General features: G+C 33.2%; 17 protein-coding genes. 14 read left to right on the top strand and 3 right to left on the bottom strand.

The genetic code is table 11. The features are described from left to right. Positions 1-58: 58 nt before the first annotated feature. From ACNC7R_RS15180 to yidC, 3 genes are all read left to right on the top strand, one after another. Positions 59-292, top strand: a complete 234-nt coding sequence (locus ACNC7R_RS15180; protein ID WP_278009233.1) for a DUF3820 family protein — start codon at positions 59-61, stop codon at positions 290-292. Between the two features lie 173 nt (positions 293-465). Then, entirely contained in the window at positions 466-2,079 is a 1,614-nt protein-coding gene (locus ACNC7R_RS15175) for a CTP synthase (protein WP_417941914.1), read from the top strand. A gap of 77 nt (positions 2,080-2,156) precedes the next feature. Beyond that, positions 2,157-4,073, top strand: a complete 1,917-nt coding sequence (gene yidC / locus ACNC7R_RS15170; RefSeq protein WP_417941913.1) for a membrane protein insertase YidC — start codon at positions 2,157-2,159, stop codon at positions 4,071-4,073. Positions 4,074-4,144: 71 nt separating this feature from the next. Here the strand turns inward: yidC and ACNC7R_RS15165 are convergent, their stop codons facing one another. Then, positions 4,145-5,275, bottom strand: a complete 1,131-nt coding sequence (locus ACNC7R_RS15165; protein ID WP_417941912.1) for a GTP cyclohydrolase — start codon at positions 5,273-5,275, stop codon at positions 4,145-4,147. Between the two features lie 50 nt (positions 5,276-5,325). After that, positions 5,326-6,366 (bottom strand): transporter, encoded by a 1,041-nt coding sequence (locus tag ACNC7R_RS15160; protein WP_417941911.1) that lies wholly within the window; start codon positions 6,364-6,366, stop codon positions 5,326-5,328. A gap of 123 nt (positions 6,367-6,489) precedes the next feature. Here ACNC7R_RS15160 and ACNC7R_RS15155 point away from each other — a divergent pair, with 123 nt between their 5' ends. From ACNC7R_RS15155 to ACNC7R_RS15125, 7 genes are all read left to right on the top strand, one after another. Continuing rightward, the gene (locus tag ACNC7R_RS15155) at positions 6,490-6,777 is read left to right on the top strand and encodes a DUF4834 family protein (protein ID WP_417941910.1); all 288 of its coding nucleotides are present in this window, start codon (positions 6,490-6,492) and stop codon (positions 6,775-6,777) included. 51 nt (positions 6,778-6,828) lie between these two features. Continuing rightward, positions 6,829-9,270: a YfhO family protein gene (locus ACNC7R_RS15150; RefSeq protein ID WP_417941909.1), complete on the top strand. Its 2,442-nt coding sequence runs from the start codon at positions 6,829-6,831 to the stop codon at positions 9,268-9,270. Positions 9,271-9,337: 67 nt separating this feature from the next. Then, positions 9,338-9,505, top strand: coding sequence for a hypothetical protein (locus ACNC7R_RS15145; RefSeq protein ID WP_417941908.1), 168 nt, complete (start codon positions 9,338-9,340; stop codon positions 9,503-9,505). After that, positions 9,502-9,975, top strand: a complete 474-nt coding sequence (locus ACNC7R_RS15140; protein WP_417941907.1) for a nucleotidyltransferase — start codon at positions 9,502-9,504, stop codon at positions 9,973-9,975. The genes ACNC7R_RS15145 and ACNC7R_RS15140 overlap by 4 nt, the downstream gene beginning before the upstream one ends. A 32-nt stretch (positions 9,976-10,007) precedes the next feature. Then, positions 10,008-11,294 (top strand): glycosyltransferase family 4 protein, encoded by a 1,287-nt coding sequence (locus ACNC7R_RS15135; RefSeq protein WP_417941906.1) that lies wholly within the window; start codon positions 10,008-10,010, stop codon positions 11,292-11,294. Positions 11,295-11,340: 46 nt separating this feature from the next. Continuing rightward, the gene (locus ACNC7R_RS15130; RefSeq protein ID WP_417941905.1) at positions 11,341-12,810 is read left to right on the top strand and encodes a polysaccharide biosynthesis C-terminal domain-containing protein; all 1,470 of its coding nucleotides are present in this window, start codon (positions 11,341-11,343) and stop codon (positions 12,808-12,810) included. A 274-nt stretch (positions 12,811-13,084) separates the two neighbouring features. After that, positions 13,085-13,384, top strand: a complete 300-nt coding sequence (locus ACNC7R_RS15125) for a hypothetical protein (protein WP_417941904.1) — start codon at positions 13,085-13,087, stop codon at positions 13,382-13,384. Positions 13,385-13,473: 89 nt separating this feature from the next. On the opposite strand, the gene uvrA is transcribed toward ACNC7R_RS15125, so the two are convergent. Then, positions 13,474-16,272 (bottom strand): excinuclease ABC subunit UvrA, encoded by a 2,799-nt coding sequence (gene uvrA, locus ACNC7R_RS15120; RefSeq protein WP_417941903.1) that lies wholly within the window; start codon positions 16,270-16,272, stop codon positions 13,474-13,476. A gap of 223 nt (positions 16,273-16,495) precedes the next feature. Between uvrA and ACNC7R_RS15115 the strand changes: the two genes are divergently transcribed. The 4 genes from ACNC7R_RS15115 to ACNC7R_RS15100 all read left to right on the top strand — a co-directional run bounded on the left by ACNC7R_RS15115 (position 16,496) and on the right by ACNC7R_RS15100 (position 25,679). Then, on the top strand, positions 16,496-19,264 hold the full coding sequence (locus ACNC7R_RS15115) for a triple tyrosine motif-containing protein (RefSeq protein WP_417943177.1): 2,769 nt from the start codon (positions 16,496-16,498) through the stop codon (positions 19,262-19,264). Between the two features lie 243 nt (positions 19,265-19,507). Beyond that, positions 19,508-22,543, top strand: a complete 3,036-nt coding sequence (locus tag ACNC7R_RS15110) for a SusC/RagA family TonB-linked outer membrane protein (RefSeq protein WP_417941902.1) — start codon at positions 19,508-19,510, stop codon at positions 22,541-22,543. Positions 22,544-22,554: 11 nt separating this feature from the next. After that, complete coding sequence (locus tag ACNC7R_RS15105; protein ID WP_417941901.1) at positions 22,555-24,042, top strand: RagB/SusD family nutrient uptake outer membrane protein; 1,488 nt, start codon at positions 22,555-22,557, stop codon at positions 24,040-24,042. 11 nt (positions 24,043-24,053) lie between these two features. Beyond that, positions 24,054-25,679: a hypothetical protein gene (locus tag ACNC7R_RS15100; RefSeq protein WP_417941900.1), complete on the top strand. Its 1,626-nt coding sequence runs from the start codon at positions 24,054-24,056 to the stop codon at positions 25,677-25,679.

Genomic DNA, 25,679 nt, shown 5'->3' with positions numbered 1-25,679 from the left:
CTTAAAGAAGCAGGAAAAAGATATCCTTTTTTCTTGCTTCTTTTTTTCTTTTTGAAAAATGGAACAGGATAAAAAACAGCTTATAAAATTAGCCCATACTAAAATGCCTTTCGGGAAATACGAAGGACGTTTTCTGATTGATTTACCCGAATATTATGTGGTATGGTATCATAACAAAGGTTTTCCAAAAGGAGAATTAGGTCAGCAGCTTCAGCTTATTTATGAATTGAAATTAAACGGGCTTGAAGAGTTAATCAGAAATATCAAAAAGCAATATCCTAAGCCTAATTAATGAGAATATTCAAAAGAATGGCTATTTAAAAGTTGGAATTGTCAATAACGGAAACATGTTATCATTCTATTTGAAAATTTGCAAATTATCTCATTCTCTAATTGATAAATTGTCTAATTAAATTTGTACTTTTGCCAAGTTTTTTACACAACTACAATACAAACAATTACAGAATGAATCAAACAAAATATATTTTTGTTACAGGAGGTGTGACGTCTTCATTAGGAAAAGGAATTATTGCGGCATCTTTGGCAAAATTGTTACAAGGAAGAGGATATCGTACCACTATTCAGAAATTTGATCCCTATATTAACGTAGATCCGGGAACATTAAATCCTTACGAACACGGAGAATGTTATGTGACGGATGATGGAGCAGAAACAGATTTAGACTTAGGACATTACGAGCGTTTCTTAAACGTTCCTACTTCTCAGGCTAATAACGTAACTACAGGCAGAGTTTATCTTTCGGTTATTGAAAAAGAAAGAAGAGGGGAGTTTTTAGGAAAAACAGTTCAGGTTGTTCCTCATATTACAAACGAAATTAAGGATAGAATGCAATTGCTGGGTAAATCTGGCGATTATGATATTGTAATTACCGAAATTGGCGGAACTGTAGGTGATATTGAATCTTTGCCTTACATAGAGTCTGTTCGTCAATTAGTTTGGGAGTTAGGCGAAAATAACGGAATAGTAATTCATTTGACTTTAGTTCCATTTTTGGCTGCAGCTGGTGAGTTAAAAACAAAACCAACACAGCACTCTGTTAAAACGTTAATGGAAAGCGGTATTAAAGCCGATATTTTAGTTTGCAGAACTGAGCATGAATTATCTCAGGAATTACGTCAAAAACTGGCTTTATTCTGTAATGTTAAAAAAGAAGCGGTTATTCAGTCAATTGATGCTTCAACGATATATGAAGTTCCAAATTTAATGCTTGAAGAAGGATTAGATGTTGTGGCTTTAAAGAAATTAGATCTACCTAAAAAAGCAGCTCCGGATTTAAAAACATGGAATACTTTTTTACGCAGATTAAAAACACCAAAACAAACTGTAAATATCGGTTTAATTGGGAAATATGTAGAAATGCAGGATTGTTACAAATCTATTTTAGAGGCGTTTATTCATGCTGGTGCTGCAAATGAAACAAAAGTTAATGTAATTTCGATACACTCAGAATATATCAATATTGATAATGTGGCAGAGAAATTAGGTCCTCTTGACGGAGTTTTAGTTGCTCCTGGATTTGGCGAAAGAGGAATCGAAGGAAAAATTGAAGCAGTTCGTTACGCACGAGAAAATAATATTCCGTTTTTCGGAATTTGTTTAGGAATGCAAATGTCAGTTATTGAATATTCCAGAAATATATTAGGTTACGCTGAAGCGAATTCTACTGAGATGAATGATAAAACAAAACATCCGGTAGTGAATTTGATGGAAGATCAAAAAACAGTTACAGATAAAGGGGGAACAATGCGACTTGGAGCCTGGAAATGCGAAATTAAACCCGATACTCTGGCATACAGGATTTATGGTGAAAAAATGATTTCTGAGCGTCACCGTCACCGTTATGAATTCAATAATAAGTATAAAGACGAATTAGTAAAAGCAGGTTTGATCGCTTCGGGAGTTAATCCTGATACGGGTTTAGTTGAAATTGTGGAATTGGAGAATCACCCATTTTTTATTGGAGTTCAATATCACCCTGAATATAAGAGTACGGTTGCCAATCCGCATCCTATTTTTGTAAACTTTGTGGCTGCTGCTGTAAATGCACATAAAAAATAATAATTCATTCTAAGAGGTGTAACTTTTAAACTCAACGAATAACGAATAACCTCAAACGAATAACTTTTTTAAAAATAATGGAAGAAAAAAAATTAGACCTTAATTCAATCATTGGTTTTGTACTGATATTCGGAATTTTGATTTGGATTATGTATCAGAATCAGCCTTCTGAAAAAGAAATTGCTGCTGAAAAAGCCAAAAAAGAATTAGTAGCTAAACAAGAAGCTCAGTCAAAAGCAGATAATGCTAAAACGGCTTCATTACCGGCTGCTGCTACAACTCCAGGAGATACGCTTCAATTGGCGCAATTGCAAAAAACATTAGGTGGTTTTGCTTATTCTGCAACACTTCCTTCAGCAAAAGAAGCTTTTACAACAATCGAAAATGATAAATTAAGATTGAAAATTGCTAACAAAGGCGGGTACATTGCTGAAGCAACTTTAAAAGGATATGAGAAATTTAGAAAAGGTTCTGGTCAATTAGTTGAGTTGATTAAAAACAATAACTCTAATTTAAACATCCAATTACAAACTACAGACAACAGAACTTTAAATACTAAAGATTTATTTTTTGAGCCGACTTTGACTAAAAACGGTACAGATCAAATTCTGACAATGCGTTTAAAAGCCGGTGCAAATGAATTTTTAGAATACAAATACGTTTTAAAAGCTGACGATTATTTAATTGGGTTTGATATTCGTTCTCAAGGTTTAAGCAGGGTGTTAAATGCTGCTAAGCCATTAGATTTGCAATGGGATTTAAAAACATACAGAAACGAGAAAAGTGTTTCTTATGAAAATCGCTATGCACAAATTGATTACAAATACGAGGAATCAAAATATAATAACGTAAGCTCGCATGGACAAGGAAAAGAAGAAACACCTGATAAAGTTAGCTTTGTTGCTTTTAAACAGCACTTCTTTGCTACAATCTTAGCGACAGAAAAACCTTTTGAAACTTCAAAATTACAATCTGATGATTTAGTTAAGGATGGAAAAATAGATACTGTTTTTACAAAACAGTTTAGAGCGAATCTTCCTTTAGCATTTTCAAATGGAGAGATCGATTACAAAATGAGTTTGTATATGGGACCTGCAGATTACAAAACATTAAAAGCATACGATAAAAACTTTGAAAAAATTATTCCGTTAGGATGGGGGATTTTTGGATGGATTAACAAATTTATCTTTGTTCCATTATTCGGATTTTTAAGTTCGACAATCGGACTTTCTTTAGGAATTGCGATCATTATTTTTACGATTATCATCAAATTGGCTATGTCGCCAATTACGTATAAATCATTCTTGTCTCAGGCTAAAATGAAAGTTTTAAGACCTGATATTACAGAGTTGGGAGAGAAATACAAAAAAGACCCAATGAAGAAACAACAGGAAACAATGAAATTGTATAATAAGGCAGGAGTGAACCCAATGGCAGGATGTATCCCGGCATTGATTCAGCTTCCTTTTATGTATGCATCTTTCCAGTTTTTCCCTGCAGCATTTGAATTAAGACAGAAAAGTTTCCTTTGGGCAGACGATTTATCATCTTTTGACTCTGTTGTAAAATTACCATTCAATATTCCTTTGTATGGAGATCATATCAGTTTGTTCCCAATTTTGGCCGCAATAGCGATTTTCTTTTACATGAAAATGACTTCGGGAGATCAACAAATGGCAGCTCCACAACAGGAAGGTATGCCAGATATGGCTAAGATGATGAAAATCATGATTTATGTTTCACCACTAATGATGTTGATTTTTTTCAATAGTTATGGGGCAGGTTTGAGTTTGTATAACTTTATTTCCAACTTAATTACAATTGGAATTATGTTTGTAATTAAAAACTACATTGTGGACAGCGACAAAATCCATGCTCAAATTCAGGAAAACAAACAAAGAGAGCCAAAAAAGCCAAGTAAATTCCAACAGCGTCTTCAGGAAGTAATGGAGCAGCAGGAAGCAGCTAAAAAAGCTCAAAATAGAAAGAAATAATATTTCAGAATATATTGAATAAAAAGGTCGAAATTTTAATTTCGACCTTTTTTTATAAAATTGATATCAATTTATCTCCATTGAGATAAGTCTTTTTTGTAGGTTTTTCTTTGGCAATGAATTTTCGGGTCAAAATTCTTCCACAAAAGGTGAATGGCATTATTTTCAAGTAATTCAGGTGTTCTGATACAGTTGAGGATGCCTTTTTCTGAGAAGGTTTTGTAATATTCGTCAAAAATAATTGCTGTAACACCTTTGTTCTGATATTCAGGATGGATTCCAATAAGGTAAAAAACAACATCCTTACTGTGTTTTTTTGCCTTTAATAAATGAAGAAAACCAAATGGAAAAAGCTTTCCTTTTATCTTTTGTAAAGCTTCCGTGAAACTTGGCATTACAATGCTGAATGCTATTAATTTATCATCTTTGTCCACCACAAACTTAATATATTCAGGATTGATAAAACTAATATATTTCTTTTTAAAATACTCTTTCTGGACATCAGATATGGCGACAAACGAAGCTAATTTTTCGTAAGATTCATTAAACAAATCAAACATTTTGTCAACATAAGGCATAATGTCTTTCGTTTTTGAAAAATTTAACGCTCTTAAGCCGTATCTCTTTTTAATAAGTTCCTGTGCTTTCTGGAAAAATTCCGGTTTAACATTTGAGAATGGGAAAATGCTTTCTATATATTCTTTTTCAACCTGAAAGCCTAATTGCTCAAAATGTGAAACATAATAAGGGTGATTGTACCAGGTGATCATTGTTCCGATCTGGTCGAAGCCTTCTGTTAAAACTCCAACTTTGTCTAAATTTGAAAAGCCCATCGGACCTTCTATGTGTTCCAGATTGTTTTGTTTACCCAATTCATATACTTTTTCCAGCAATGCTTTAGTAACTTCGATATCATCGATTACATCAAACCATCCAAAGCGGACTTTCTTTTTATGCTGATTATTTACTTCTGCCCAATTAATAATAGCTGTAACTCTTCCAACAACTTTATCGTCTTTATAGGCTATGTAAAAGTAAGCTTCAGCATGTTCAAAAGCCGGGTTTTTTGTTTTGTCAAATGACTCTAATTCATCTGCAATAATAGGTGGAACCCAATATGGATTATCCTTGTATAAGGAAAAAGGAAATTTTATATATTCGGTTAATTCCTTTTTTGTTTTAGCTTCTTTAATTGTAATCATTAACTTGTTTTTTTATTATTTTCAGAAATCAAAAGTGTTTAGCGAAAAAATCAATGCTTTTTCTCATATTTTGCTTTCCTTTTACGCTCTTTTTCCTGATAGTCTTCTTTTGGATCTGTTTTATCCTGTGCTTCTAGCTCTTCTTTAGACATTTTGTCCTTCTTGTCTTTCTTTTTAGGCTTTTTAATTTTACCTACTCTTGTTAACTTTTCTTTGTGCATGTCATCGTAACGTATAGAAAAACCAATTCCTCCATAAAGTAATGAAGGAGTGTTTTTTAAATTTTTGCTTATCGAAGCATCAATTTGAACGTTTCTTGACCATAAGTAAGCTGCGCCTCCTCTAAATATTGCATCACTATATAAGTCGCTTTTGTAGCCCTGATTTTCTAGAAAGCCAGACCATTTTTTGTTAAAACCTCTTGTTAAAGTAATAATATAACCATATCCTGAATTGTCAGTACCGATATAGTCAGCAATGAGGTTAGAGACTAATACCCATTTGGGGCCAAAATGGTGTTGTGTAACTAGCATCAATTTTGGGGAAACGCCGGATTCAGTTGAATAATAATTGAGGATATTAGAATTGTAAGCATATGGATTGTCTTTTAAGACGATATTAGCTCCGGCAAAGATAGAAACTGCTGGAATCAATTGACGCCAGCTGAATTTTTTATTTGAATAACTATAAATGTTGATGTCTTCTTTATAGTTTTTATATGGATCATAGATTAAGTATTTTGCCCCTAAATAAGTCTGTCTGAAATTGCTTTTCTTAAAACGGGTTACCGGAGTTGTAAACATCTCATTTTGGTATTGTATGTCGGCTATAAATTCAAGCTGTTCGAGAAAAAGACCCCAGCGTAGTGTAAAATCAGTGCCAAAACCAGAAGCTTCGTAATTTTGTATCTCATGTTTTTCGTATATACCGTAAAAACCAGCTTCAGCCTGAATGACGGACTTTCCAACTGAGAAAGCAGACATAGTTTCGCCTGGGCGATTTGAGTTTATAACATCTGTATATTGAGCAAAAAAGTATTTTGGGAATAATAAAAATAGGCAGGCTATTAAAAAGTTTTTAATTTTTAACATATATGTATTTTTTGATTAAAAAGTAATAACGTTTTCAAATGTACTATATTTTATTATTTATTTAAGATTGATATTTTAATTTTGAACAATCGTTTTATTAATTTTGGAAAAAATTATACGATTATGCAAGAAGCATCATTTTCAGGTTTCCTTAAAACCATAATGTGGGTCATAGCTTTTTATTATATTTTTAAATTTCTGGCTAAGATATTTTTGCCTGTATTAGTGAAAAAGGCGGTAGAAAAAGCAGGGGAAAATTTTCAAAGGCAGCAGCAATATAGTCAGGATAACTCATGGCAAAGAACCACAAACAACAATAATGATGAGATAATCATCAACACTGCTAATGCAAAAAAGCCCCGAGAGACCAAAAAAGTAGGGGATTATGTTGATTACGAAGAAATAGATTAAGTTTGTATTCTGAAATAATCAGGATTCATCATTTAACCAAACCAATCAAAATTGAAAGTAATAAATAAGTTCTATCCGCATGCCCTTGTAATTCTGGGCTTTATTCTCGTTTCGTTAATTTATTTCTATCCTGTCCTTCAGGGAAAACAAATTTTTCAGTCTGATATCGCTCAATATACCGGAATGGCAAAAGAGCAAAATGACTTTAGGGCTGCCGAACACACTGAACCCTATTGGACTAATTCTGCTTTTGGAGGAATGCCCACTTATCAGTTAGGAGCAAATTATCCAAATGATTTTGTGGGGAAACTAGATGATTTTTTACGTTTTTTACCCCGTCCTGCTGATTATTTATTTTTATACTTCTTAGGATTTTACGGTTTGCTTTTGGTTTTAAAGACTGATCCGTTAAAAGCATTTATTGGAGCAATTGCGTTTGGGTTTTCAACCTATTTGATTATTATTCTGGGAGTTGGACATAATGCAAAAGCCCATGCAATTGCGTATATGCCATTGGTTATAGCCGGTTTTATATTGGTCTTTCAAAAAAAATACATCTGGGGAGGACTCCTCACAATGTTTGCGGTTGCATTGGAAGTAAATGCAAACCACTTTCAAATGACTTATTATCTGTTGATTTTCTTATTGATCCTTTCAGGATATTTTACTTTTACTTTTATTAAAGAAAAACAATTCAAAGAACTAGTGATTGCAGTAGGGGTTTTGGCAGTTGCCGGGATTTTTGCCATTGGAGCAAATGCTACCAATTTAATGGCTACCAGTGAATATGCTAAGTTTAGTACACGAAGTAACAGCGAATTGACTTTCAATCCGGATGGGTCTAAAAAGACAAATGAGAATGCATTAAGCAGAGAATATATCACAGAATACAGTTACGGAATTGCAGAAAGTTTTAATCTCATTGCACCAAGACTTTTTGGTGGTTCTAATCATGAAAATGTCGGAACAGACAGCCGTATGTACTCTTTTATGATTGAACATGGAGTGCCTTCTGATCAGGCTGAAGATTTTGTTTCTGGAATGCCAACATATTGGGGAAACCAACCAATTGTTGCTGCACCAGCTTATATTGGTATAGTTGTATTCTTTTTAGGAGTTTTAGCTTTGTTTATTGATGACAGAAAAATAAAATATGTATTTCTTGGAGGGGCATTGTTTTCACTAGTGCTTTCCTGGGGAAAAAATTTCTCATTATTGACTGATTTCTTTATTGATTACGTTCCGATGTATGATAAGTTTAGGGCAGTTTCTTCTATTCAGGTTATTCTTGAATTATGTTTTCCGGTATTGGCTGTTATGGGAATCCAGTCATTTTTTAAAGCAAAAGAGGAACCAAAACAACAGCAAAAAGCCCTGATACAAACTGGTGTTTTTGGTATTGGTGTAATTTTAATTTTGGTAGTTGCTAAAGGTTTTTTCCACTTTACCGGGAACAGCGATAATTATTTCTTAGAAAGTTATGGTCCTGGTTTTGTTGATGCTTTGAAAGAAGACAGAATGACTTTATATTCTGCTGATTTATTGCGTTCCGGATTTTTTATTGTAGTTACTTTTGGGGTTTTATGGCTATTCATTAAAAATAAACTGTCTCAAAATACCACTCTGATTCTTGTAGGGCTTTTGATGGTTTTTGATTTGTTTTTTGTGGATAAAAAATATGTTTCCGCAAAAGATTTTGTAAGCCCGGTAGAAATTGCTGCACCATTTCAGGAAACGCCATCTGATGCGCAAATTTTAAAAGATACGACTCATTACAGAGTTTTTGAAGTAAGCGGAAATATGTCAAGTGCCCGTGCTTCTTATTTCCATAATTCATTAGGGGGATATCATGCTGCTAAGCCAAGAAGAATCCAACAATTATTTGATTATCAGATCGCAAAAAATAATATGGAAGTTTTGGATATGTTGAACGTAAAGTACATTATCCAGACTGATAAAGAAGGAAAAGAATTCCCAACAATAAACCCAAATACAAATGGCAACGCATGGTTTGTCAGCACAGTAAAACTTGTCAATAAGCCAGACGATATCATGAAAGCGTTAGATCATATTGATACTAAAAAAGTTGCTGTTTTCAATGTACATGAATACGAAGGCAAATTTAAAAGTGCCCGTTTAAAAAAACAATGGGACACCACAGGGACAATTAAAGTGGTGCAATACAAACCCAATTATATTAAATATCAATCGGATAATGGTAAAGATGGTTTGGCTGTTTTCTCTGAAATGTATTATAAAAATGGCTGGAATGCTTACATCGATGGTAAGTTAACAGACCATTTTCCAGTTGATTATGTTTTAAGGGCTATGGAAATTCCGGGCGGAAAACATACAATTGAATTTAAATTTGAACCTCAGGTAATAAAAACCGGAAGTACCATTACTCTGGCAAGCTCAATTGGAATGCTGCTGCTGTTGATTGTCGGTATTTATTTTGAAAACAGGAAATCTAAACAGAAAGTTCATAATTAAATTTCTTAGCCTATTGAGTACTATATCGTTTTGTATCTTTGTTTTCTAATATTGCAAAAGTTCAGTGATGAAAGATATTGTATTAAAATTTGGTACTCCAAAAGAATTGGAAGCTAAAAGAATTCTAGAAATAAAATCGCTTTCTTATGTAGAGAGACTAGAGCGATTGATGGCTATTGTTGAAATTTCCCATACATTGAAAACTGCTACAATAATTCAATCTAAGAAACGATGAATGAGCAAATAATTGCTATTTGGAATAGTTTCTTTCAAAATAAGGTTAAGTATATAACTATTGGAGGTTTTGCGGTAAATATTTATGGCTATACTAGAAATACAGGGGACATTGATATCTATTTAGAAGATACCATTGAAAATAGACTTAATTTACGAAAAGCATTAAAATCAATTAATTTAGGAGACTTTGAATCAATTGAAACAATGCAATTTATTCCTGGCTGGACAGATTTTACATTAAATTATGGTCTAAGGCTGGATATTATGACCGCCGTAAAAGGTTTAGAAGATAAATCTTTTTCATCTTTGTTAGAAGACGCAACAATTGTTATGATTGGTGAGACTCCTGTTTATTTTATTGATTATGAAAATTTAATTATTGCTAAAAAAGCTTCTAATAGACCGAAAGATATTTTGGATATTGAAGAATTAGCGAAAGTGAATAATGAGAATGAAGAGAATATTTAATTTTTGGATTAAGTTAAAATATTAAATAAAGATTGGAACAAAAGAAACTTTTAATAATTACCTATTACTTCCCGCCAGCTGGAGGACCTGGTGTGCAACGCTGGTTGAAGTTTGTAAAGTATTTGCCGGAATTTGATATTCAGCCGATTGTTTATGTCCCTGCAAATCCAACTTATCCGATAGTTGATGAAGGTTTGTTAAGCGAAATTTCAGAGAAAGTAATTGTTCTTAAAAATAAGATTTGGGAACCTTATCAGCTGGCTTCTGTTTTTTCAAAAAATAAAACAAAAAAAATTAGTTCAGGAATTTTACCTCAAAAGAAGAAGCAGACTTTTTTGGATAAAATGTTTCTTTGGGTACGCGGCAATCTTTTTATTCCCGATGCCCGTGTTTTTTGGGTGAAACCTTCTGTTTCTTATTTAGAAAAATACATCACCGAAAACAATATTGATACGATTATAACTTCGGGACCTCCTCATAGTCTTCATTTAATAGGTTTGGAATTGCAACAGAAACTGAAAGTAAAGTGGTTTGCTGATTTTCGTGATCCATGGACAACTATTGGTTATCATAAAGCGCTCCGCTTGTCTTCTTTTGCTGAGAAAAAACATAAAATGTTGGAGCATAAAGTGCTTAATTCGGCAGATGAAATTATTGTAACTAGTAAAACCACTAAATCAGAATTTCAGGCAATAACCGATAAGCCTATTTCAGTTATTACAAACGGATATGATATTGAAAATGTTGAGAAGCAGATTTTAGATACTAAATTTACTCTTGCTCATATAGGTTCTTTTTTATCAGACCGAAATCCAAAGTTTTTATGGGAGTGTCTGGTTGAATTGTTAAATGAGATTCCTGATTTTAAATTGCATTTAGAAATTAAATTAATTGGAGCTGTAAGTCAGGAAGTGCTTGAATCTGTTGCTGAATTTAATCTGAATTCATATCTGAACCTTTTGGGATACGTTTCGCATCATGAAGCAATTGCCCATCAAAAAAAATCACAGGCTTTGCTTTTAATTGAAATTAATTCAGAAGAGACTAAAAGTATTATTCCGGGAAAATTATTTGAATATATGGTATCAAATCGTCCAATAATTGCTATCGGTCCCCAAGGTTCTGATTTTGCAGATATTATAAAAGAAACGAATACAGGAGTGTTTTTTGATTATTCTGAAAAAGAGAAATTAAAAAGTGTAATTTTGGACTTTTATAATCAATTTTTAGGAGGGAACTTACAGGCTCATGGCGTTGGGTTACAACAATATTCAAGAAAAAACCTGACTAAACAATTAGCACAATTGGTAAAACAGTAAGTTTTACAAACCAAAATAATCTAAATTCTACAATTTAAACTCAAACATGGGTATTGTCTTAAATCAATCTTTCAAAAATACTATAATTACTTATATAGGTTTCGGTATTGGAGCCATTAATACGCTTTATTTGTATCCAATTTATTTAGGAGCAACATATTATGCCTTAACGAATTATATTCTTTCTGCCGCAAATGTTATCATGCCTTTGTTTGCTATCGGGATGCAAAATACATTAGTCAAATTTTATTCGCAATATGATACTGAAGAGGAGAGAGAGCAATTTTTGTCTTTTACAGCATTGTTTCCGATCTTAATGTGTATTCCATTAGGGATTATCGGAATCTTTTTCTTTGATGACATAACCAATTTCGTTTCTAAGGAAAATCCTGTTGTCAGGGAGTTTATGCTATTAATTCCGTTTATTGGGATTTGCATGGCTTATTTTGAAATTTTTTATGCCTGGGCAAGAGTACACATGCATTCTGTTTTTGGAAATTTTATAAAGGAAGTAGGATTGAGATTATTTTCCAGTTTTGCCTTAATTGGTTTGTATTTTAACTGGATTTCCCTAGTTCAGTTTGTCTATCTGACCGCAATAATTTATTTTGTAGCTTTTTTGATTACAATGTTTTATGCGTTTTATATTAAAAAGCCAAATTTTCAAATTACAATTCCTGACAATGTAAAAAGTGTTATGGAATATACTTTTTACATTATTTTGTCCGGAAGCGTTGCGAATCTGCTTTTAGATGGTGACAAACTGATGCTTAATCAATACATGGAAATTAAGAATATTGCTTATTATTCTGTCGCAACCTATATTGCTCTCGTTATTTCAGTTCCAAGTCGTGCTATGCATCAAATCGTATATCCTATTACTGCTAAATTAATGCATGAAAATAAACATGACGAACTAAACATTTTATATAAAAAAACATCTATAAATCTTCAAATTGTAGGGGGCTTTGTTATGTTGTGCATATTTGTTAATATTAATCAGCTTTATGAGATAGTACCTGACGAATATAGGGGCGGAATTCCTGTCGTTTTTATGATTGGTTTATCTAAATATTTTGATTTGATTTTAGGAAATAATAATGCTATTATTTTTAATACTAAATATTACAAAACAGTATTATTTCTTGGTTTAGGTTTAGTTGTATTAACGTTTATTTTAAATGTAATTTTCATACCTCTGTATGGTATTATGGGATCTGCATTTGCGACTCTGTTGTCAATTACTTTTTATAGTTTAGCCAAATTATTGTTTGTGGTTAAAAAACTTCATTTATATCCTTTTACCATACAAAATTTATATTCTTTAGGAGTAACAACCGCTTTGTTTTTAGCTTTCTATTTTTGGGATTTTCCAATCTATCCTTTGATTGGAATTGCTATGAAATCTATTTTGGTCACGATTTTATATCTATACCTGAATTATAAATTGAATATATCGCCAGATATAAATAAAGTTGTTGATGGTCTTCTGGTAAAAATTGGGATTAAAGTATAAATATCAGGTTAATTTTGTAAAAAAGATAGTAATAAAAATTATTTGTCTTGATTTGATGCATTATAATCAAATAATATACTTTTTGTCTAAATTTAACATTTGTTTTATTTGTAATTTATAAGATTAAAACTACCTTTATCTTTAAGAATTAATAAGTAAAACTCTTTTATGTTGAAAGATTATTTGTAAATCACTAAAAGTGGGTATTGTTAACAGTATTGTATTTATGTAATTTTGTTTAAATTTAAGTAAGATTAGTTTTAATTTAATGATTATGAAAAACAATCAATTCAGCCAGGAAGAAAGTCTACAGGTATTTTCTAAAATGATTTCCAAGAAGGTTCATAATGGATTTGTACTTGAAGAACGCAATGACAAAATGCTTTTTGCGGTACTTTCAAAAGGAGGAAAAGCTGTAGATCATGGTTTCAATTTTATGATATTTTGTTTAACATTAGGTCTATGGTCAGTAGCATGGTTGTATCTTACAGTTCAGGCTTCTAAACAAAAAAAGATTTTAGTTGCAATAGACGAAGATGGTGTTCCTTTTGAAGAAAGATGTTTAGTTGCTTAACGCGCAGGCCTAAGCAATTTTAAAAATAGCCACAAGTTATTCCTTATTACAATTCAGTAAAAAGAATAATTTGTGGCTAATTTATTTAGTTAATGTAGTTTTTCTTTTAAATAAATTCCTGTAACGGATTCGCTAACCTTCACAATGTCTTCAGGAGTTCCTGCAGCTAATAAATGACCTCCGTTTTCACCTCCTTCAGGACCTAAATCAATAATCCAGTCGGCACACTTTATAAGATCAAGATTGTGCTCAATTACAATAATAGAATGTCCTTTTTCAATTAAAGCATCAAATGAAGCCAGTAATTTTTTGATATCATGAAAATGCAGTCCTGTTGTAGGTTCGTCAAACACAAATAAAGCTTTGTCTTTCGTGGCGCCTTTTACTAAAAAAGAGGCAAGTTTAATACGTTGTGCTTCGCCTCCGGAGAGGGTAGAAGAAGATTGTCCCAGCTGAACATATCCTAATCCAACATCCTGAAGTGGCTGCAGTTTTTGAGTGATTTTTGGTTGTTTGTTTTTTTCAAAAAAAGCAATAGCATCATCGATAGTCATAGTCAGGATATCATTGATGTTTTTTTTGTTGAAATTAATTTCCAGAATCTCTTTTTTGAATCGTTTTCCTCCACAGGTTTCACACGGTAAAGAAACGTCAGCCATAAATACCATTTCTACGTTTATAGAGCCTTCACCTTTACAGGTTTCGCATCTGCCCCCATCAACATTAAAAGAAAAATGTTTAGCCTGATAACCTCTTATTTTTGATAGTTTTTCTTTAGCGTACAAATCACGAATATCATCATACGCTTTTATATAAGTAACAGGGTTGGATCTGGAACTTCTTCCAATAGGATTCTGATCCACATACTCAATGTGTTTTATTTGAGAAAAAGATCCTTTTATGTCGGTAAACTGGCCTGCTTTTTCGGAAGCACTTTCCAGTTTTTTCTGCATAGCCGGAAATAAAATCTTTTTAATAAGGGTACTTTTTCCGCTTCCTGAAACTCCTGTGACTACTGTTAAAACATCCAGTGGAAAAGTAACATCAATATTTTTCAAATTATTTTCCCTGGCGCCTATAATATCAATATGATTTTTGAATTTGCGCCTTTTTTTAGGTACAGAAATTTCTAAATCGCCATTTAAATATTTTGCAGTTAATGACTCTGATTTTAAAATCTCATCATACGTTCCCTGAGCGACAAGATTACCACCAAAAGTTCCGGCTTCAGGACCAATGTCAATAATCATATCAGCTGCTTTCATTATATCTTCATCGTGTTCAACTACAATTACGGTATTACCTAAATCACGAAGCGACAATAAAACTTTTATTAATCGTTCAGAATCTTTCGGATGTAAACCTATACTTGGTTCGTCGAGAATATACATCGATCCTACTAAGCTGCTTCCTAGTGAAGTAGCAAGATTGATTCTTTGGGATTCTCCTCCTGAGAGTGATGCTGAGTTTCTGTTTAAAGTAAGATAATCTAAACCAACTTCAGTCAAAAATGAGAGACGATTGTTGATTTCTACCATTAAGCGTTTGGCTATTTGATGTTCGTAAACATTCAATTCGATGTTTTTGAAAAAAGTGACCAAGTGTTTTATTGGTAAATCAACTAATTCTGAAACCGTTTTTCCACTGATTTTTACATAAGAAGCTTCTTCACGTAAGCGTTTACCACGGCATGCATGACATTTTGTTTTACCACGGTAACGGGATAACATTACCCGATTTTGAATTTTATAATTTTTCTCTTCAAGTTCTTTAAAAAAGCTGTTTAATCCCTGGAAATACTGATTCCCTTTCCATATTAAATCTTTTTGATCTTCTGTAAGTTCGAAATAAGGTTTGTGAATTGGAAAATCAAATTTATAAGCATGTTTTACTAATTCATCTTTATACCAGCTCATGCTTTCTCCTCTCCATGGATAAATAGCACTTTCAAAAACAGATAATGAAGTATTGGGTATAACTAAATCGGCATCAATACCAATGATGTTTCCGTAGCCCTCGCAAACCGGGCAGGCTCCATAAGGGTTGTTAAAACTGAATAAATGGACATTAGGTTCTAAAAATGTAATGCCGTCTAATTCAAAATTATTAGAATAAGTCAATCTTTTATGGGTGCCTAATTCCTGAAGGTAACAAATTCCTTTTCCTTCAAAAAAAGCAGTTTGTACAGCGTCTGCAAGACGATTATAAAATTCTTCTTCCTCTTTAACGACAATTCTGTCAATGACTAGTAAAATATCTTTATTGTCTAACTGGTGAATATCGGAAGGTGAAAACTCATCCAGACGAATCATTTCGTTATCAACTAAAATACGAGCAAATCCCTGCTGTAAAAGGACTTTAAGTTTGTCTTCAAGCTTTCTTCCTTCTTCTAAATGGATAGGTGACAATAAAAGCCATTTGCTGTCTGTTTCTAAGGTTTTAACATCCGCAATAACGTCTGTTACAGTGTTTTTTTTAACCTCTCTCCCTGAAACCGGAGAATAAGTACGGCCAATTCTGGCATATAAAAGTTTGATGTAATCGTAAATTTCAGTCGAAGTTCCAACCGTAGAACGTGCGTTTGTTGTATTTACTTTCTGCTCAATTGCAATTGCAGGAGCAATTCCTTTGATATATTCAACTTTAGGTTTGTCTAAGCGCCCTAAGAACTGACGGGCGTATGATGATAAGCTCTCTACATAACGACGTTGCCCTTCTGCGTATAAAGTATCAAATGCGAGACTAGACTTTCCTGATCCTGAAAGTCCTGTGATGACTACAAGTTTGTTTCGCGGAATAGCAACATCTACATTTTTTAAATTATGTACCTGAGCGCCTTTAATGATGATGTTGTGTTTTGGGTCTAGTTTAGAAAGATCAATCTGCATAAAAAGTCAATTTCTACAAAAGTAATCAATTTTGAACTGAGTTTTGTTAAGGTGTGTGTTCCAAATTTTAACAGAATCAGTATAGAAAACAATTTTTTATATGTATAATATTTTATATTAAAATTTGCTGGATTGATTGAAAATAAGCTATTTTAGAACTGCTTTTGTAACAAATAAAAACATTATAATTTTGAAGACTACACTTTACTTCCTGTATTTTTTGATGTCTGGAGTCCTGTTTTCTCAGGAATTACCGCCAATTGTAAAATATCCGTCAGCTCTTCATGGCGCAGGAAATCAAAACTGGATGATTACACAGGATGAACAAAATATAATGTATTTTGCCAATAATGAAGGGTTATTAGAATTTAACGGAACGAATTGGGAGTTGTATCCAACGCCAAACGAAACTATAATTCGATCTGTAAAAGTAATCCATAATAAGATTTATACAGGCTGCTACATGGATTTTGGTTACTGGACAAGGCAGTCAAATGGAAAATTAAAATACACTTCACTCAGCGACAAAATCAAAAATAAAATTCTGGACGATGAGCAGTTCTGGAATATTTTAAAATATGATCAATGGGTTTTATTTCAGTCTTTAAACCGAATTTATATTTATGATACTAAAACAAAAAGATTCAAAATTATTGCACCTAAAAATGGTGTTGTAAAATCATTTTGCACCAAGAATTCGATTTATTACCAAACTACAAATGAAGGTCTCTTTGAAATAGAAGAGGGAAAAGGAAAATTGATTTCAGATAATCCCATTCTTAAAAAAAATACAATTGTAAATATTTTTGCAGTTGATGATGGTTTAATGATTCAAACGCAATTAGACGGATTTTATAAATTAATTGGTACTATTTTAACTCCTTTTAAAACAGAAGTAGATTCACAGATAAAATCGGGGTTTGTTTACAGTAGTCAGAGGCTTCATGATGGTAGTTATGCTTTAGGAACTGTTTCTGACGGAATTTTTATTTTATCTGATTCAGGAAAATTAAATTATCATATTTCACAAAGTAAAGGATTAAGTAATAATACCGCTTTATCTTTGTTTGAAGATAAGGATCATAATGTTTGGATTGGTCTTGATAACGGAATTAATTGTGTCAACCTGCAAACTCCGGTACATAGTTTTACAGATGATACGGGTGTTTTAGGAACGGTTTATGCTTCCATTATGCATAATGGAATATTATATGTGGGAACTAATCAGGGATTGTTTTGTAAAAGATATCAAAGTAATGGTGGTTTTCAGTTTATAAATGGAACAAAAGGGCAAGTTTGGTCATTATTTGAATATGATAATACTCTTTTTTGCGGTCATGATTCAGGTACTTTTATTGTAGAAAATACTTCGGCAAGAAATATTTTCAGAAGTTCAGGAACATGGAAATTCGAGCCTGTGCCAAATCATAAAAATAGACTACTTCAGGGAAATTATTACGGGATTTCAGTTTTAGAGAAAATTAATAATCAATGGCGATTTAAAAATAAAATTAACGGGTTTAATTATTCATCACGTTATTTTGAAATTACTTCAGGCCTGGAGGTTTATATAAGTCATGAATACAAGGGCGTTTTTAGGTTTAAAACCGATTATTCTTTTTCAAAGGCAATAGATTTTTATGCCTATTCTTCGCCCAAAAAAGGAAAAAATGCAAGTCTTACAGAATTTAATAATGCGATATATTATGCCTTTAAAGACGGAATATTTAAATTAAATCCAGTTACAAAACAGTTTGAAAAAGATAAAGTACTAAGTTCAATTTTTGAAAAAGACGATTATACGTCGGGTAAACTGATTGTTGACAAATCGAATAAAATCTGGTTGTTTTCAAAAAACTATATCCATTATTTTTCTTCCAGTAAGTTAAGTCACCAATTAAAACAAAATGTTATTCCCATTCCTTCATCCTTAACCAATTCTATGTTGGGTTTTGAAAATATCAATCAAATTTCAAAGTCAACTTATCTGATAGGGACTACTGATGGTTATTATATACTTAATATTGATGATTTGAGTTTTAAAAATTATATAGTTTCCATTTCTGAGATTTCTATTAATCAGCAGAATCAGGCTTTAAAAAATGTTGTTTTAAATGAAGAAGGAAGTTTTAAATCGAATGAAAACAATATTACTTTTAATTATACAGTTCCGGAATACAATAAATATATCAATTCAGAATATCAGTATCTATTAGAAGGTTTTCAGGATGACTGGAGTGAGTGGAGTACAAAATCTTCTGCAAATTTTAAAAATTTATCGCCTGGAAAATACACGTTCAAAGTACGGGCAAAATATGCCAACACACCTTTACAGAACACTGCCACATATACTTTTGTAGTTTTAAAACCCTGGTATTTAACTAATCTTGCTTGTTTTATTTATTTATTGCTGCTTGTTGTAAGTGGTTACTTTATCAATAAAGCGTATCGAAACTTTTATCAAAAGCAAAAAGAGAAATTAATAGAGGAAAATAATCTGTTATTAGAGATCAAGGAACTTGAAAACGAGCAGCAGTTGATGAAACTAAGAAACGAGCAATTGTCACAGGATGTAGATAATAAAAACAGGGAATTAGCGGTTTCAACAATGAGTCTGAACAGTAAAAATGAATTGTTAGCTTTTATTAAAGAAGATTTGAAGAAAACAGTTCAGGATGATGATAAAAATATAAAATCAGTTATTAGAACCATTAATAACAATATTACTGAGGAAGATTCCTGGAAAGTTTTTAAAGAAGCTTTTGATAATGCCGACAAAGACTTTTTAAAGAGAATAAAACAGATACATCCGTTACTTACTCCTAACGATTTGAGACTGTGTGCATACTTGCGATTAAATCTATCTTCAAAAGAAATCGCGCCTTTATTTAATATTTCAGTGAGAAGTGTTGAAATAAAAAGATATCGCCTACGCAAAAAAATGGATCTGCAGCATGAAATAGGGTTAGTAGAATATATTTTATCTGTATAGTAGGTTTAAATTACACTGTAAACACCTATACATTACCTCAACATTCATGCTTTATTGTGAATTTTACACTTATTTGTTAAAAAAAATAGCATTTGTGATTTATGTGTTGAATCAAGGTTTTTTTTTATGTATATGTATTTTAGGTATTGTTTTTTTGTGATGTATGTTTTTTGTTGAGGTTGTTTTTAATTTGCTATTAAAAAGATGTAGTAATTTTATGACTCAATAAAAAACTAACTAGATATGAAGCCAAAATTATTATTAGTAGTATTGTTACTATTTACCTCTTTTGCGTTTTCGCAGACTTTTGATGTAAGTGGGACAGTGCTGGATGCTTCAGGAATGTCACTGCCTGGAGTAAATGTAAAAGTTAAAAGTTCGTCACAAAGTACTACCACAGATTTTGACGGTTCTTTTAAATTATCAGGTCTCTCAAAAGGAACGATAATCGTTTTAAGTTACATCGGTTTTCGAACCCAGGAGGTTTCTGTATCGGATAACAAAATAACTGTCAAAATGAGTGATGATGCAAAGTCACTGGACGAAGTTGTGGTTATTGGTTATGGTACCCAGAAAAAGAGAGACCTTACCGGATCAGTAGGTTTAGTTGACAGCAAAACTATTGAAACTTTAAAACCTATAAAAGTAGAGCAGGCTTTGCAAGGAACTGTTTCAGGGGTAAATGTAACTAGTCAGTCAGGTGCCCCCGGTGCGGGATTAGATATTCGCATACGTGGTATTGCTACTAATGGTGAAAACAAACCGGCTGCTATTATTGATGGTTATATAGGAGATTTAAGTTTGCTGAACCCTGGCGATATTGAAACTATTACCGTATTAAAAGATTCTCAAGCGGCTATCTATGGGAGTATTGGTGCAAACGGTATCATTTTGATTACTACTAAGATGGGTAAAAGAAATACTAAAGCTAAACTTTCATACAATACATATACAGGGTTTCAGGAAACATCAAAAAAGCTAAATACCTTAAATGCTACGGAATATGCCCTTTTATTAAATGAAAGTTATGCTAACGGAGGAAAACCACTTCCATATCCAAATGTAACTGGTCTAGGAAAAGGCACCGACTGGCAGGATGAAGTTTTTGGTAAAGGGATACCAATTATCAGTCACGACTTAACTATTTCAGGAGGATCAGAAAAAATAAACTATTCTGTTAGCGGTTCACATCTTGATCAGGAAGGAATAGTTGGGGCAGATAAATCTGGATTTTTAAGAAATACTGCCAGAGTAGCTATTGGTGGTGATGTTACTGATAGATTAAAATTTAAGACTAATGTAATTTATTCTTATTTTACAAGAAAGACATTAAATGAAAACGGATTAGGGTCTGTTTTATTTAATGCTTTAAATATTCCTGCTACAATTAAACCGTATGATGCAAATGGAAATTTTACAGTTATACCTCTTAATGGGTTAGGAAACGAAATTATTAATCCTTTAGCTCAGATTGCTAATACCTATAATGATTATAATTATAAAAAACTTAACGGAAGCTTTGGTATAGATTATAAAATTTTTAAAGATTTTGTAATAACGAGTACCATCGGTTTTAATACTTCAAACAGTGAATCAAAAACTTTTGGAAAAGAAATTAGTTATGGGGGTAAAGTGTTTGACGTAAAGCAAAGCTCAGTAACTCAGGGAGCTGTAAATGATAATGATTATTCATTTGACCTTTATGGTACTTACACTAAAAAAATAGGAGAAAGTCATAATGTAGTTGGCGTTATTGGGACTACCATTTACAAGACCTGGGGTAACGGTCTTTATGCAACAGGCTATGACGTGCCTTACAATTCATGGGAATTTGCTGATCTTAAATTAATATCAACTATTTCAAAAGTTTTAAATAACAGTTCTTATGATTATGATGTAAGAAGATTGTCTTATTTTGGAAGGGTACAATACGATTTTAAAGGCAAATATTTACTTTCTGCTATTATAAGACGTGATGCCTCTTCCAGATTCGGGCCGGCAAATAAAGTAGCATATTTTCCTTCTTTTACTGGAGGATGGGTTGTTTCTGACGAAAAATTCTTTGGAAATTCAAAAACGGTTAATTTCTTAAAATTCAGAGCCAGTTATGGTAGTTTAGGAAACGATCAGATTGGAGATTTTACTTATTTAGGTCAGCTCACAGGAGAAGCTACTTATGTTTTTAATAACGAATTGGTTAGTGGCAGGGCACAGGGTATTCTGCCAAACCCGAATGTAAAATGGGAAGCAGCTAAGAAGTTTGATGTTGGGGTTGATATGAAATTATTAGATAATAAAGTTTCAGTAGTAGCAGATTATTTTATAGATACGAGAAAAGATTTGCTAATCCCTGGTATTGCAGTTACGGGTATAAGTGGAATAGGTGCGCCGGGTGCGGGTGCTCCAACCATAAATGCCGGTACAGTAAGAAATTCAGGTTTTGAATTTGCAGTAGATTACAAAGAGAAGTTTTCGGATGCTTTTTCAATGAGCGCCGGGTACAATGTTACTTTTCTTAAAAATAAAGTAATTGAGGTAAATAATGCTACTCATTATATAGAAAGAGGCTCATTTTCTGTGGGGCAGCTTGCGCCAACCAGAATGGAAGAAGGAAAGCCAATAGGTTACTTTTATGGATATAAAACGGATGGTATTTTTCAAAATCAGGCAGAGGTTGATGCACACCCTTCTCAACTGGCTTTAGGGGCAAATGCTGTTCCAGGTGACTTAAGATTTGTAGATATTAATGGAGATGGTGTTATAGACAGCAAAGACAGAACCAATATCGGAGATCAGATTCCTACAGCTACTATGGGATTTAATTTACAGTTCAATTATAAAAATCTGGATTTCGCAGTTTATACTTATGCGTCTTTGGGTAATGACTTAATAAGAAACTACGAGAGAAATCTTTCAGATGTTAACCATTTGGATTATATATTAGACAGATGGACTGGGGAAGGAACTTCAAATTCGACACCAAGAGTTACAACTGGGGCTACATCAAATAGTGTCTTTTCTGATTATTATGTTGATGACGCTTCTTATTTAAGAATTCAAAATATACAGTTAGGGTACACATTAGATCCTAAATTAACTCAAAAAGCCGGAATTACAAAACTTAGACTATATGTTGGAGCCAATAATCTTTACACTTTTACAAAATACAAAGGTTTTGATCCTGGGGCTTCTACCGGAGATCCTATTGCGGGAGGAATTGATTACGGGTTTTATCCGGTACCAAGAACTTATCAATTAGGACTTAATCTTAACTTTTAATTGCTATCAAAATGAAAAAATATACACAAATATTTCTTTTAACAGGACTACTCTTTTCAACAGTTTTTGTTTCTTGCTCGGATGATTTTGTAGAAACCAAACCACAGTATTCTATAGATTCAGAAAACTATTTTAACTCAAAGAGTGATTATGATCAGGCATTAGTGGCTGCTTATGACATACTTCAATCTACATACGCCAATGTTTTGTTGGGAGAAATTGCTTCAGATAATACTTTATGTGGAGGAGAAAGTCCTACAGACGTTATCGGCTGGCAGCAAATTGATGATATGATTCACACATCAACAAACAGCAATCTTAAAAATATATGGGATTGGATGTTTGCCGGTGTACAAAGAACTAACTATATCCTTGAATTTAAGGATAAAACTGATTTTGAAGGAAAAGCACAACTGCTGGCAGAAACGCGTTTTCTTAGAGCATATTACCAATTTGAATTAGTAAAATGGTTTGGCGGTATTCCGATGAAAGGCGATGCCAGATTTAAACTTGGAGATGAAAAAACAATTCCTCGCTCATCAGTAGCAGAAGTATATGCTTCAATAGAAGCTGATTTAACTTTTGCAATTGCTAATTTGTCTCCATTAACAGCAACAACTCAAAAAGGAAGAATTACTAAAGGAGCAGCTCAGGCGTTATTGGGAAAAGCTTATTTATATCAAAACAAGTTTACACAGGCAGCCGCAACTTTAGAAGGTTTAATAAGTACGTCTCCTTATTCTTTAGTGTCAGATTATAATTCAATATTCGAAATGGATGGAGAAAACGGCCCCGAATCAGTATTTGAAATACAATACACAGACATTGAAGGTGCCGGATTTGGATGTTTGCAATGTAGTGAAGGCAATGTAGCCGTTGGTTTCAGTGGTATACGTGGTTATGAGGGACCATTCTTTTCGCCTGGCTTTAGTTTCAATGTTCCAACTCAGGAAAGTGCGGATGCTTTTGAGGTTGGAGACAGACGTAAAGATGTTGCTATATTGGATATTGCAGCATGGGCAGCTGCTAACTCTGGTGTAAAATATAGTAAAGGCAATGAGGATACGGGATTTTTTAACAGAAAATATTTGCCAAGAAAAAGAAGTGCTAATGCTGCGGGAGATTTGAATTTGACAAATCCAAATAATTACAGGGCTATTCGTTATGCCGATGTTTTGTTAATGGCTGCAGAAGCTTACAACAGAGGAGGAATTGATGATAACAAAGCAAGAGGATATCTGAATCAGGTGAGAAGGCGCGCTTTTGGTGATACTAATCATGATATATCAGCTTCAGGAGCTGCATTAACTGATCTTATTTTAGCCGAAAGAAGACTGGAACTTTTTGGAGAAGGACATCGTTTTTTTGATTTGGTAAGAACAGGAAAAGCAGTGGGGAAAATACCTGGTTTTCAAAAAGACAAAAACGAGCTATTCCCAATACCAATTGAGGAGATTCAATTTGCAAATGGAAACTGGAAACAAAATCCCGGATATTAAAAACAGCAATCATGAAAAAAATACATTTTATTATAAGTTTTTTTGTTTTGACAGTCCTGATGGGATGTGCAAACGATAACATTGATATTGATTTAGAAGGTATAGCTGCACCTGAAAATATATCGGCTTTGACTACTGTAACACAGGATAATTCAGGAAAAGTTACTTTTTTGCCTAAAGCTGAAGGAGTAACAGCATATAAAATAAATTATGGAGACGGTTCTGCTGAGTCAGATTACTTTTCTCCGGGGGCAACTGTTACTCATGTCTATAAAGAGGGCGTTTATACTGCCAAAATCATAGCAATGGGGTTAAATGGGAAAACTACAGAAGTAGCTCAGCAGGTAGTAGTTTCTTTTAAAGCTCCTGAGAATTTAGTTGTTGTAGTAACGAATGATTTATCAGTTTCGAAAAAAGTAACAGTTAAGGCAAGTGCAGATTATGCCTTATTTTATGATGTTTATTTTGGAGAAGCAGGAAAACCGGATCCAATTTCAGCAAATAACGGCGAATCGGTTTCTTATACTTACCAAAATGCAGGAGTGTATACAATTCGGGTGGTTTCCAAAAGCGCAGCAGTTGCTACCACAGAATATACGACACAAGTTACTGCGAAACTAGTACTTAATCCAACAACTTCTGCGCCAGTTCCGCCAAATAGACAGGCAGGTGATGTAATTTCGATCTATGGTTCTAAATACACCAATGTTGTCGGAACTAATTACTTTCCGGATTGGGGTCAGGCGGGACAAGGCAGCAGCTGGGCAGAATTTGATCTGAACGGAGATAAAATGCTCAATTATATTAAATTAAGCTATCAGGGAATTGCATTAGCAGATGGGACATCGATAGATGTTTCAGGTATGGAATATTTGCATATGGATGTCTGGACAGCTGATTTACAAAAAATAGAAACATCATTGATTAATGTTGGACCTTCAGAGAAACCTGTTACAAAGGATCTTACAGCAAATCAATGGACAAGTATTGATATCCCAATTTCGGCATTTACCAGTCAGGGATTATCAGTTGATAAAATATTTCAGTTAAAATTGGTTGGAACACCATGGGCTGGCGGAACTGTATTTATCGATAATATTTATTTCTATAAAACACCTGCTCAGTCTGTACAATTGCCTCTTGATTTTGAATCAGCTGCTTTAACCTATGCATGGGGAGGTTTCGGAGATGCTGGTTTTGGACCAATTCCAGTTTCTGTAGTAGCAAATCCAGATAAAACAGGGGCTAATGTATCTAACAAAGTAGTTAAAATCGAAAAAACATCAGGAGCTCAGGTTTGGGCCGGCGCAAGTCTTAATTTAGAAAATACAATTGATTTTACTAAAGGAACTACTGTGAAAGTAAGTGTGTGGTCACCTAAAGTTGGGGCTGATATTTTATACAAAATGGAAGTTTCCACATCGCCGAAAGACGGAAACGGAAATCCAACTGTTTTTTTCGAAGCACATGCAACGACTACAACCGCCAATGCATGGCAGGTGCTAACTTTTGATCTGACCACTGCGCCAGGCTTTAATACGGCCAATAAATACGACAGGGTAATTTTATTTCCAGACTTCGGTCAAATGGGAACAGGTGCTACGTATTACTTCGATGATATAAAACAATCCAATTAA

Origin of the sequence: Flavobacterium adiutor, from assembly GCF_048282555.1 — a bacterium.
In the GTDB taxonomy this organism is placed as follows: Bacteria; Bacteroidota; Bacteroidia; order Flavobacteriales; family Flavobacteriaceae; genus Flavobacterium.
This window is presented reverse-complemented; position numbering and strand designations above follow the sequence as displayed.